10 protein-coding genes are annotated in these 11,749 nt (G+C 43.7%); all 10 read right to left on the bottom strand.

Annotation, left to right across the window (positions count from 1 at the left end; all coding sequences use genetic code 11):
- Positions 1-9: 9 nt before the first annotated feature.
- Complete coding sequence (locus ACTNDS_RS05655; protein WP_441034310.1) at positions 10-1,149, bottom strand: DUF362 domain-containing protein; 1,140 nt, start codon at positions 1,147-1,149, stop codon at positions 10-12.
- Between the two features lie 7 nt (positions 1,150-1,156).
- Positions 1,157-2,785: a phosphoenolpyruvate--protein phosphotransferase gene (gene ptsP / locus ACTNDS_RS05660; protein ID WP_441034312.1), complete on the bottom strand. Its 1,629-nt coding sequence runs from the start codon at positions 2,783-2,785 to the stop codon at positions 1,157-1,159.
- A gap of 11 nt (positions 2,786-2,796) precedes the next feature.
- The gene (locus ACTNDS_RS05665) at positions 2,797-3,831 is read right to left on the bottom strand and encodes a polyamine ABC transporter substrate-binding protein (protein WP_173743411.1); all 1,035 of its coding nucleotides are present in this window, start codon (positions 3,829-3,831) and stop codon (positions 2,797-2,799) included.
- A gap of 24 nt (positions 3,832-3,855) precedes the next feature.
- Positions 3,856-5,700, bottom strand: coding sequence for an extracellular solute-binding protein (locus ACTNDS_RS05670; protein WP_441034314.1), 1,845 nt, complete (start codon positions 5,698-5,700; stop codon positions 3,856-3,858).
- A gap of 11 nt (positions 5,701-5,711) precedes the next feature.
- Positions 5,712-6,527: an ABC transporter permease gene (locus tag ACTNDS_RS05675; RefSeq protein ID WP_022381260.1), complete on the bottom strand. Its 816-nt coding sequence runs from the start codon at positions 6,525-6,527 to the stop codon at positions 5,712-5,714.
- A complete protein-coding gene (potA, locus tag ACTNDS_RS05680; protein WP_020993963.1) occupies positions 6,527-7,573 on the bottom strand; it encodes a spermidine/putrescine ABC transporter ATP-binding protein in 1,047 nt (348 codons plus the stop codon). Before potA ends, ACTNDS_RS05675 begins: the two co-directional genes overlap by 1 nt.
- A 99-nt stretch (positions 7,574-7,672) precedes the next feature.
- A complete protein-coding gene (locus ACTNDS_RS05685; protein ID WP_008703473.1) occupies positions 7,673-8,446 on the bottom strand; it encodes an ABC transporter permease in 774 nt (257 codons plus the stop codon).
- Entirely contained in the window at positions 8,443-9,306 is an 864-nt protein-coding gene (locus tag ACTNDS_RS05690) for an ABC transporter permease (protein WP_441034318.1), read from the bottom strand. Before ACTNDS_RS05690 ends, ACTNDS_RS05685 begins: the two co-directional genes overlap by 4 nt.
- Positions 9,293-10,492, bottom strand: coding sequence for an ABC transporter ATP-binding protein (locus ACTNDS_RS05695; RefSeq protein WP_441034320.1), 1,200 nt, complete (start codon positions 10,490-10,492; stop codon positions 9,293-9,295). Before ACTNDS_RS05695 ends, ACTNDS_RS05690 begins: the two co-directional genes overlap by 14 nt.
- Positions 10,493-10,494: 2 nt before the next feature.
- Positions 10,495-11,739 carry a glycosyltransferase family 2 protein gene (locus tag ACTNDS_RS05700; protein ID WP_441034322.1) on the bottom strand — a complete coding sequence of 415 codons (1,245 nt, stop codon included), beginning with the start codon at positions 11,737-11,739 and terminating at the stop codon, positions 10,495-10,497.
- Positions 11,740-11,749 lie beyond the last annotated feature (10 nt).

The raw sequence follows: 11,749 nt of genomic DNA on the forward strand, positions 1-11,749 counted from the left end.
TTATCAAATCTATTTCACTTTTATTGCCTTCTTCGGGCACATCTCCTGGCAGCAGAAACACCGGATACATTTTTTGTAATCGTACACAGGCGCTTTATTTTTTCCATTCCGGAAATCTACTGCCTTTCCCGGAACCGGACAGCTCTGGACGCAGATTCCACAGCGGACACACTTATCCGGTTCTATATAAGGCTTCTTCTGAAAAATATTTAAAGCTCCTGCCATTCTTGTCCAGATATTCTTGCGCACCTCTGTGCGATCAACATGAAATTCACGATTTCCATATCTCTCTACAGCCTCTGCCATGGAAATCTCTCCCTCCGGAGTTACCAGTGTGATCTCCTCTTCCTTCCAGGTTCCCAGCCCCATCTTTTCGCCATGATAATTGGTAGGTACCAATTCCGGTTTCAGATGAACCAGCCTGGCAAAAACGCTGTCCAGAGCCACTGGATCTGTAGACATTAATATTACATTCATGGAAACAGGATCACCGGATCCCGGTCCATTTCCTTCCATGGCCACAATCCCATCCATCACATACAGCTTCGGTGCTACACACCGGTTCAGATCGATCAGCATTCTTGCAAAGCTGTCGGCGCTTGGGTACTGGGTATGTCCTTTGGCTTTATGAAGGCCATAGACAAAGCCATAGCTGTTTTTCACAGCCCCGGTAATTCTCTCAAGTGCGTGAGTTTTCATTTTGCTCAGGGAAATCACACAATCCTGATCCAGCAGTTCCTTTGGCAGAATAAATTCCTTTGCCTGGATTCCCTGAGGATAATCCACCTTGATTCCCTCTGTATAATCAATGGCCGGAATCTGATATTTTTCCAGATAAGTATCCATTCCGGTCCCACGGATCACCGATTTTGTGCTTCCATGTCCACAGGAATCCGCAAGTACAATATTTTCGTATCCCTTTTCCCTGAGGATTCTGGCAAATGCCCCTACTACCACCGGATGTGTGATCACTGCCTTCTCCACTTCCGCCTTTTTCAGCAGATTAGGCTTCAGCAGGATTTTTTTATCCATAGAAATCAAGGACTCTATCCCACCCAGAAGAGAAAGCCCTTCCTTCAAAAGCGCATATATTTTCTCTTCGTCATATTCTGCACAGGGAAGAAGCACTACCTTACTTTTTTTAATCATTTCGCCGCTATCTCCTCATATCCGATAAGTCCACCTGACGCAGGGCCCTGCGAACCGGCAGAATACATGCAGGCACTACAGAGAGACAGTCCACTCCCATTTTCAGGAATTCCTCTGTAAGGGCAGTGTCTGCCGCCAGCTCTCCGCAGATACATACTCGTTTGTTCTCCGCATGTCCTGCATCGATCACCATTTTTATCATCCGCAGAACTGCCGGATGATGATCATTATATTTCTTGCGAAGCAGGGGATTCTGTCTGTCCATAGCCAGGGTATACTGGCTGAGGTCATTGGTTCCCAGACTGAGAAAATCAACTCTTCTGGCCAGTTCTCTGCTGATCATTACTGCTGCCGGAGTCTCGATCATAATTCCTGTTCGGATATTTTTATAGGGAATTCCTCTCTCATCCAGCCCATTGGTAACCTCTTCGATCATAGCCTCGATCTCATCCATCTCTTCCTCAGAGCTGATCATGGGAAACATAATAGCCAGATTTCCATATTCACTTGCCCTGAAAATAGCCCGCAGCTGAGCCTTGAACATTTTTTTGCGGTCCAGACTAAGCCGTATTCCTCTGTTGCCCATGATGGGATTGGTCTCATCCGGAATATTCAGATATGCGGCCTGCTTATCTGCTCCCAGATCTGCAGTACGGATCACTGCCAGCCGGTCACCCATAGTCTCTGCAATCTTTTTATATGCATGAAACAGCTCGTTCTCTCTGGGATAATTCTCCCTGCCCAGATACTGAAATTCACTTCGCAGAAGTCCAATTCCCGCTGCTCCGTAATACAATACACTGTTCAGGTCATCCATATTTCCGATATTGGCATATATTTCAACTCTCATACCATCCCTGGTAAGATCCGGTTTTTCCCTGAACTTCAGAAGCTCCTCTCTTTCCTCCAGATCTGCCTGTCTGCGGATTTCATATTCCTTCTTGATCTCTTCGTCAGGATGAATATACAGGGAGCCTGTATAACCGTCCACGATGGCCAGCTGTCCGTCCCACTCCGTATCTGTATCAATTTCCACCAGAGCCGGAATATTCATGGTTTTTGCAAGAATGGCAGCATGGGAAATATCAGAGCCATGATGAGTTACAATGGCCAGTATTTTCTCCTTGTCCATCTCCATCAGCTCTGTAGGAGTAATACTTTCTGTTACAACGATCACCGGTTCCTCCCCCAGATCGATCCTGGGAGAAATCCCTCCCAGAATCCCGATAAGCCGTTCTGATATCTCCCTGATATTATCCAGCCTCTCTTTGATTGCCGGCTCTTCCAGATTACGGAAGGTAGATATGATCTCATCTCTGGTAGTCATCACTGCATAGGCAGCATTTACCTTTTCATTCTGAATAATACTTTCAATCGCCCGCTGGAAGCTTTTTCCCTCCAGCAGGTTCTTTTGTTTCAGAAAAACCTCAGCCCGGGATCCCTGCACAGAGCAGTTTTTCTCATACAATTCCTTCAGCTGGTCAATGACTTTTGTACGGGACTGACGGAAAAACTCCATCTCAGCTTTTATATCTGTAATTTCATACTGCCGTATCTGATATTCACTTTTATGATAATAAAGTATCTTACCTATGGCAATTCCGGAAAAAGCCACAGTGCCCTTGTAAATATCCATTTTTTCTCTCCTTAGTCGCAGGCAGCCTTAAATTCTGTCCAGTTTTTCTGATACTGTTCATCTGCTTCCTGACTTACATTCTGGATAATCTCACCCTTCTCCACACTGTCCGGTACTACCAGATCCGGATTCACCAGTTCATCTGCAGCCTTATTGGTATTATAAAAGCCTATGTAATCCATACACTTGGCTGCAACCTCAGGCTCCATAATATAATCCATAAAGGAATAAGCTGCCTCCTTATCCGGTGCCTGACTGGGGATAAACATTCCCATAATTCCAAATCCAAGCCCTTCCTCAGGATAAACCACCTTCAGATCCGGATTCTCAGCCAGAGCAGCCGTTACCTGGGAAGTATAGAGAAATGCCACACTTGCCTCACCGTTGAGCAAAGCATTCTGCGTGTTGTCATCCTGGATCAGGCGCACATTGGGAGCCAGCTCGAGAAGCTTTTCCCCAGTCTTTTTGATGGTGTCAACATCCTCCTCATTCATGCTCTCTCCCATGGAAAGCTGAGTGATACCATTGATCACACGATAATTGGCTATCAGCGCAATACTGTCCTCCAAAGAAGGATCCCACAGATCACTATAACCTTTAATCTCTATATCCACCTGATCTGGATCATAGACAATCAACGGAATTCCCGCACCATAGGGAACTGTATATTCATCATCCGGATCATAAAACTGTCCCTGATATAAGGAATTAATATTTCCGATATTTTCCAGTGATTTTTTATCAAGCTTTTCTGCAAGTCCCTCTTTAATAGCTGTTTCCAGTATATAGTCATCGGCGATCACAATATCATAATCGCCCCCTTTTGCCATAGCAAGCTTCTCAAGCATGGTTTCATCTGTATCAAAATTGGAATAGATTACCTTCACGCCTGTCTCTTTCTCAAAATCATCCAGCACTTCCTGGGGAAACATTCCCTCCCAGGTAAAAAGAACAAGCTCCTTGTCATCTCCCGCACTTTTAAATCCTGTCAATGTACTTCCTGTCACTAATGCGCACAAAAGAACCGCCAGTATTCTTTTCTTCATGTCAATCTCCTTTCAGATTTATGATCACTTTGCTTTTACCTTGGTCCACAGTTCTGCAAATTTTTGCTTAATCTTTGGCTTCTGGTATGCAAAAATCTCATTTTTCGGATTACTGATGTCAGGAATATAAGAACTAACCCCTGCATAAGTTCCATCCTTCATCTCTTCATAAGCACTCTTTACAGTAGAAGTATACCCTACTTCCTCAGTATTGGAAAGAGCAGATTCATCGTTGATCATAAAATTAATAAATTCATGAGCCAGATCTACCTCACTGCAGTCTTTGGTAATTACCATTGCATCATACCAGATATTTGTTCCCTGATCCGGTGTGAAATAATCCAGATTTGGATTTTCACTGATGATATAAGAAGCATCTCCCGAATAAACTACAGCCAGGGCTTTATTTCCTGAAATCATATTGTCGATTACATCATCCCCTGCATAAATAGGATCCATAGCATCTCTCTGATTGATCAGCCACTGATAGGCTTCCTGGATTTCATCCATATTTGTAGTATTCATGGAATATCCCAGAGCCTTCAGAGCAATCATAAAGGAATCTCTCTCTGAATCATACATGTAAATATTTCCCTTGTATTTCGGATTACAGAGAAGGTTCCAGCCATCCTTCAGATCCTGTGGATCCACCACTGTTTTATCATAAAGGATTCCCACAGTTCCCCAGAAATAAGGGCAGGAATACCGGTTGCCCGGATCATAGCTCTTATTGGTCACATCCTTCAGCAGATTTTTCCGGTTGGGCAGTTTTTTCCAGTCAAGAGCCTGAAGATACTCTTCTTTGATCAGTCTCTGAATCATATAATCTGAAGGAATAAGCACATCATAGGTCTCACCGCTGGAAAGCTTGGTATACATCATCTCATTTGACTCAAAAGTCTCGTATACGATGGTACAATCATATTCTTTTTCGAAATCCTCCAGCAGGGAAAGATCCATGTACTCTCCTGCATTGTAAACTTTCAGCACATGAGTGGACTGTGCCACGAATCCCCATTTTATCAGCCCTGCCGTAACAGCAACAATCAGAACTGCAGAGACAATTTTTACTGCTTTCCTGTTCAGCTTCCTGGCTTTATTCTTAAACTTCGGAAGCAGATTGGCCAAAAGCAGTACCACGATAATGACTACGATCACAATAGTTGACAAAGCATTGATCGTCGGATTGATACGCTTTGTCATATTATATACAACAATAGAGATATTCTTTACACCATTTCCTGATACGAAATAGGAAATAACAAAATCATCAAATGACATGGTAAATGCAAGCAACGCACCTGCAAAAATACCCTCTTTGATCATGGGCACGATAACCTTTGTCAGAGCCTGAAAAGGAGTTGCCCCAAGGTCCATGGCAGCATTTGCCATATTCGGATCCAGAGCCCTTACCTTCGGATAAACGCTGGTAATTACATACGGGGTACAGAATGCAATATGTGCCAGCAGCATAGTCAGATATCCTTTTCGAAATCCCAGAGAAGAGAACAAGAGCATCAGACTGATGGCAGTTACGATCTCAGGATTCAGGATCGGGATATTATTAATATTCAAAAGCAGTTCCTTGATTACCTTCTTTGATTTGGATAAACCGATCGCTGTAATGGTTCCAAGTATTGTAGAAACAATGGTCGCAATGATCGCAATGGTAACAGATACATAAACTGCCTTAATTACTTCCCCGTTACCGAGAAGTTCCTGATACCAGCGCAGAGAAAAGCCTGTAAATCTGGTCAGTGACTTGGATGAGTTAAAGGAAAAGATCATCGTCACCAGAATCGGCAGGTAAAAGAAAGCAAGGCAGAGTACTACATATAACATTGAGAAAAATTTATTATTACGTTTCATGCCGTCCTCCCTTATTCATCTTTATCCATCTTCTTCATCAGGCTCATAAAGATCAGAATGAGCACAGCCAGAATCAGAGAAATCGCACTTCCGAAGTTCCAGTCGCCAACAGAGATAAACTGAGACTCGATCAGGTTACCGATCAGCATGTACTGTCCGCCTCCGAGAAGTTTCGGAATAACGAATGTGGAAATAGACAGCAGGAATACCATCATGATTCCATTAAGCACACCGGGGATGGACAATTTCCAGATAACCTTTGTAAAGGTCTGGAATTTATTTGCCCCCAGGTCATAGGCAGCCTCGATAAAGGATTTATCCATTTTGCTCAGGGATGTATGGATCGGGATGATCATAAACGGCATAAAGTTACAGACCAGACCAACCACTACGGAAAAGTCCGTATACATCATTGTCACCGGGGAAATCCCCAGTAATCCAAGCAAATGGTTGATGATACCATTGTCCGACAGCAGGTTCATCCATGCATAAGTACGCAGAAGCATATTGATCCATTCCGGAATAGTTACCAGCAGGATCAGAAGACTCTGGGATTTTTCCGGACATTTGGAAATAATATATGCCAGCGGATAGCCAAGTCCCAGACAGATGACCGTCGTCAGGATTCCAAGCTTAAAGGACTTGAAAATAACGCTCATATACGTAGCTTCCAGGAATTTGCGGAAATTCTCCAGGGTAAAGGAGAACGTCAGCACCTCGTTTCCATCTTCTGTAAATGCATATAATGCGATCAGTATCAGCGGGATGACAATGACCACAAATGCCCACACAAGATATGGTTTGATAAGATTTCTGTACTGTTTCATCAGTAGCTTCCCATCTTACACATAACATGGATGTCTTCAGGCCCGAATTTCAGTCCCACTTCCCTTCCGACTTCCGCATAATCTGTGGTATGAACCATATAAGTACGAAGCTCTGTCTCGATCAGGATCTCATAATGCACGCCCTTGAAGGTAATATTGCGCACGATTCCCCTGATCTTTGCCTGACCGGGATCTACGATATCCAGATCCTCAGGTCTTAATACAACTTCAATCTCTTCATTATCCTCAAATCCCTTATCCACACATTCAAACTCAAATCCGTCAAAAGCAACCAGATAATCACGGATCATGGTTCCCTCGATAATATTAGATTCACCGATAAAGCCTGCAACAAAACGGTTTTCCGGCTCATTGTAGATATCTGTAGGAGAGCCAATCTGCTGAATCTCACCGTTATTCATAACAACAACCGTATCTGACATGGACAGGGCTTCTTCCTGGTCATGGGTAACATAAATAAAAGTGATGCCAACTTCCTGCTGGATCTTCTTTAATTCTACCTGCATCTGTTTACGGATCTTTGCATCCAGTGCACCCAGGGGCTCATCTAAAAGCAGAACCTTCGGCTCATTTACCAGAGCTCTGGCAATGGCCACTCGCTGCTGCTGTCCACCGGAGAGCAGAGTTACATCTCTTTTCCCAAAGCCTTCCAGACCAACCATCTTCAGCATACGCTCCACCTTCTGGGCGATGACAGTTTTATCGACCTTCTTTAGGTTCAGCCCGAAACCGATGTTCTCCGCCACATTTAAATGAGGAAAAAGAGCATACTTCTGAAACACAGTGTTAACCTCTCTCTTGTACGGGGGAAGCTTGGAAATCTCAATCCCGTTAAACAGTACTTCTCCGTCACTTGGTTCTTCAAAGCCTGCAATGATTCGAAGGGTGGTTGTCTTTCCACATCCGCTGGGTCCCAAAAGCGTCAGGAATTCCTTTTCGTAAATATCCAGATTGATGCCGCGCAAAACCTGCTGATCATCAAAATTCTTGGTCAGATTTTTTAACTCAATCAGTTTGTTCATCATCTTTTCCTTCCTCTGAATGTATTTTTCTCTGTTTTTTATAATCCGGCTGTTCCAAAAGCATTGACCGGCTGTTCAGAATGTTCCTAAAAGCTATATCATTTATTTTTTCTTCTTTGTTATCAGTGAATAAACAATAAAAATAACCAGTGTAGCTGCCAGCAGAATGGTACATAACGCATTGATCTCCGGCGTCACCCCTGTTTTCAGCTGTGTGTACACCTTGATCGGCAGCGTAGACAGACGGGGTCCGTTTACAAAGATACTTATTACCACATCATCCATAGACATGGCAAACGCAAGCAGCGAACCTGAAATTACCGCCGGCATAATTAAGGGCAGCGTAATATCCCGGAAAGCCCGAAAAGGTCCTGCACCCAGATCTCTGGCTGCCTCTTCCAGTGCCGGATCCATGCCTGCCAGTCTTGCCTTCACTTCCATCAGAATATAAGGCACACAGAATACCGTATGACCTATTAACAGTGTCAGCATGCCAAAGGGCAGGTTCAGCATATAAAAGAACGCCATCAGCACCATACCAAGGATGATCTCCGGTATCATTAACGGCAATATGGAAATGTATTCCAGCGCCCCTTTTGACTTCCAGTGAATCCTTGATAACCCAACTGCACCCAGAGTACCGATCACTGCACTAACCAGACAGCTTAATACCCCAAGGATCAGACTGTTCACCAACGCTTCCAGCATTGCCCTGTCATGGATCAGTTCCTGATACCATTTCAGGGAAAAGCCCGTAAATTTCACCGGCAGTTTGGATTCATTAAAGGAGAAAACGATCACTACCGCGATAGGGAGATACATCAGAAAGAAAATCAGCCCCATATAAAATCCGGCAAATCTTGAATTCTTTTTCATCCGATTCCCTCCAGTTCTCTGGCATTTGTCACTTTCCTGTAGATCATGATCAGTATAGTTGTAAGTACCATCATCACCACAGCAAGTGCTGCTGCAAAGGGCCAGTTACTTCCTCTTGTCATCTGATCCTGGATCAGACTTCCCACAAGTACCACTTTATTTCCGCCCAGGATATCTGCAATAAAAAACAGTCCCATGGATGGCACGAAAGTCAGAATCACACCCGAAAGCAGCCCGGGCAGTGTAAGTTTCAGTGTTATGGTAAAAAATGCCTGCAGTCTGGATGCCCCAAGATCTCTGGCAGCCTCCACATAAGACCAGTCCAGCTTCTCTGCGCTGGAGTATACAGACATGATCATAAACGGGAGAAGTACATAAATCATACCGATTACAATTGCCGGGTAGCTGTACAGGATAGACAGAGGTTTCTCAATGATCCCAAGTTTCATCAATACAAAGTTCAAAAGTCCTTTTTTCTGCAGAATAATGATCCAGCCATACAGACGGATCAGGGAATTTACCCAGAACGGCGTAGACAACAGTAGCTGTGCCTTTTTCTTTCTGTGCTCCGGCAGCCTCGCCATGAAATACCCGAACGGATAGCCGATCAAAGCGATCACGATCGTACTGGTAAATGCCAGCTTCAGTGATTCCACAAATGTATTCAGGTATACAGGTTCCAGAATATTTCTGTAATTGTCCAGCGTAAATTTCCAGGTCACCCCAAATCCTCTGGAGGGCGTAGCAAAACTAAGCGCCACCATATAGATAAGGGGGCATACCACAAACACAATGGTAAAAATATACAGTGGAAGTTCCATCCATGCAGAACTGTCAGAACGGTTTCTACGCTTCTTCATGAATATCCTCCCTGTCTACCAGTACTGCATCTGTCGGCAGAAAACTGCATCTTACTGTCTGGCCTTCTGCGACGGATGCGTCGATTCCGTATCTGCTGGCGATCAACTGTGTACCATCACTCAGCTTCAGAGTTACACGAAGCTGACCTCCTGCGAAATTCTTCTCTGTAACAGTCGCCTGTAAACCTGATACACTATTCTTATTATGTGCATCCAGACTTCCGTCTGCCACACTTATATCAACAGCGTCTCTGTAATCTGTACCGGTATCACCGATTACAGCAGCTTCCTGTAACAATATATTTTCACTTCTCACAGCCAGAGTTACTTTCTCTCCTGCTGCAAGGTGTTGTTTTCCCCCTGTATCCTGCTGACTTGTTTCAAGCTTTACAATTACCCTGTCATTTCCGATTTTTACAATGGCGTTCTCTCCCTGAATACTCTCTGCAGCCCCATGCAGGATATTGGCATTTCCTACAAATGTTGCTACATAACTGGTCTTTGGATGATTATAGATCTCATCCGGTGTTCCGATCTGCTCTATACGTCCGTCCTTCATCACCGCGATTCTGTCAGACATATTGATAGCTTCTTCCTGATCATGAGTGATATAGATAAATGTAATTCCCAGCTTCTTCTGCAGATGCTTCAGTTCTATCTGCATCGCGCGGCGAAGCTGCAGATCCAGCGCTCCCAGCGGCTCATCCAGAAGCAGTACTTCAGGATTATTCACCAGTGCTCTTGCAATGGCAACTCTCTGTTTCTGACCACCCGAGAGTTCGGAAGGCTTTCTTTTTTCATATCCTTCAAGCTGTACCAGTTCCAGCATTTGAGAAACTTTTTTCCTGATCTCACTCTTTGGAACTTTTTTCAGTTTCAGGCCATAGCCAATATTCTCCTCAACATTCATATGCGGAAAGAGCGCATAATTCTGAAATACCGTATTCACATTCCTCTGGTTCGGCTCCAAGCCTGTCACTTCTCTGCCGTCCAGCCAGACACTTCCTGCATCGGGCTGTTCCAGACCGGCAATGATCCGAAGTGTAGTGGTTTTGCCGCATCCAGATGATCCCAGCAGTGTAATAAACTCACCCTTGCTAATTTTGAGACTGATATTGTCCAGAACGGCTTCCTCTTCTGTAAAGCTCTTTTTTATTTCTTTTATTTCAAGTGAAATCTCTGCCAACTTTACTCAGCTCCTTTCATGTCCTCAATCTTTTTACTGCTGTTTCTTTTGGTCGGTTTCCATTCTATATCATGCTTAAGTACTGACACTATTGCCTCCCAGCCGGATAATAACACCCAAAACGGAAACAGCAGCATTGCTTTCACACCAGGCCTGATCTGTAACGATTCTTTTTTTAATAAAAATAGTGCCATTAATTCAAATACCAGATATGTAATGATAAGTGCAATGGCACCATAGATCACCTGTCTCATCCGGATACCATGTAATATGGCATCCAGTATCCATAAAACCAATCCAAATGCTGTCAGAAGAACAACCGGATTCATCACCAGATCCATATACTGTTTCAGTCCAGACATTCCCTGTGTAACAATTGCCTTACGAAAATCCTGTCTGTACTTTCGATAACACTGGGTATCACCAAACGCCCATCGTTGTCGCTGGATCAACGCATCTTGCATTTTTTCAGGCATTTCCGCATAAATCACAGCTTTCGGTGCAGCAACCAGTTTTGCCCGATTCAAAACCATAAGACATGAAAATTCAAAATCATCCACAATTGTATCAATCTGATGAAATAAACGCCGCCATGGGAATTTGAATGCATACCCACTTCCATAAACATTTACCGGCAAATTCAGCCGGTTATCGGCCATAGAATTACAGCACATAAGCACATGGTACAACATCCCTGACAACTGGGAAATTATATTCGTATCAAAATTTTTTGATGCATAATATCCGGAAGCGCAATCAGCTTGTGTACCATCCAGCACATCATTTATCTCTGCCAGAAAATTTTCATCCACAAGTGCATCTGCATCAAATACCGCAACATATTCAAACGCATCTCCATAACGTTCTTCCACTATATCAAGGCCATAGGATAACGCATGAATCTTAAACTCCCCATCTGCATTTCGAATGATTACTTCTGCCCCCGCATTTTCTGCCATTTCTGCCGTTTTATCTGTACAGTTATGAGCAACTACAAATATTTTATAGCATTCCTGTGGATATTTCTGTTTGTTCAGGCTATCAATTAACTGTACAATGACCTTTTCCTCATTTCTTGCCGGAATAATAACTGCAAAAGTATGTGGTCTGGCATGCGGATAGCTTTTTTCCGGAATCAAATTCCCGAATATTGCAATAGCTCCCAGCCATAGAGCATATAATGTAACCATAGAGGTCAATACCATTGCCGTAATGCGAATTACAAATAATATAATACCTACATCCATCTGCTTACCT

Origin of the sequence: Blautia sp. HCP3S3_C12 (genome assembly GCF_052064155.1) — a bacterium.
In the GTDB taxonomy this organism is placed as follows: domain Bacteria; phylum Bacillota; class Clostridia; order Lachnospirales; family Lachnospiraceae; genus Blautia_A.

Excerpts from the sequence above, each read along its gene's own strand:
- ptsP (WP_441034312.1), bottom strand. The coding sequence starts at position 2,785 with ATGGATATTTACAAGGGCACTGTGGCTTTTTCCGGAATTGCCATAGGT.
- ACTNDS_RS05665 (WP_173743411.1), bottom strand. The coding sequence starts at position 3,831 with ATGAAGAAAAGAATACTGGCGGTTCTTTTGTGCGCATTAGTGACAGGA.
- ACTNDS_RS05670 (WP_441034314.1), bottom strand. The coding sequence starts at position 5,700 with ATGAAACGTAATAATAAATTTTTCTCAATGTTATATGTAGTACTCTGC.
- ACTNDS_RS05655 (WP_441034310.1), bottom strand. The coding sequence starts at position 1,149 with ATGATTAAAAAAAGTAAGGTAGTGCTTCTTCCCTGTGCAGAATATGAC.
- ACTNDS_RS05675 (WP_022381260.1), bottom strand. The coding sequence starts at position 6,527 with ATGAAACAGTACAGAAATCTTATCAAACCATATCTTGTGTGGGCATTT.
- ACTNDS_RS05690 (WP_441034318.1), bottom strand. The coding sequence starts at position 9,306 with ATGAAGAAGCGTAGAAACCGTTCTGACAGTTCTGCATGGATGGAACTT.
- ACTNDS_RS05685 (WP_008703473.1), bottom strand. The coding sequence starts at position 8,446 with ATGAAAAAGAATTCAAGATTTGCCGGATTTTATATGGGGCTGATTTTC.
- potA (WP_020993963.1), bottom strand. The coding sequence starts at position 7,573 with ATGATGAACAAACTGATTGAGTTAAAAAATCTGACCAAGAATTTTGAT.
- ACTNDS_RS05700 (WP_441034322.1), bottom strand. The coding sequence starts at position 11,739 with ATGGATGTAGGTATTATATTATTTGTAATTCGCATTACGGCAATGGTA.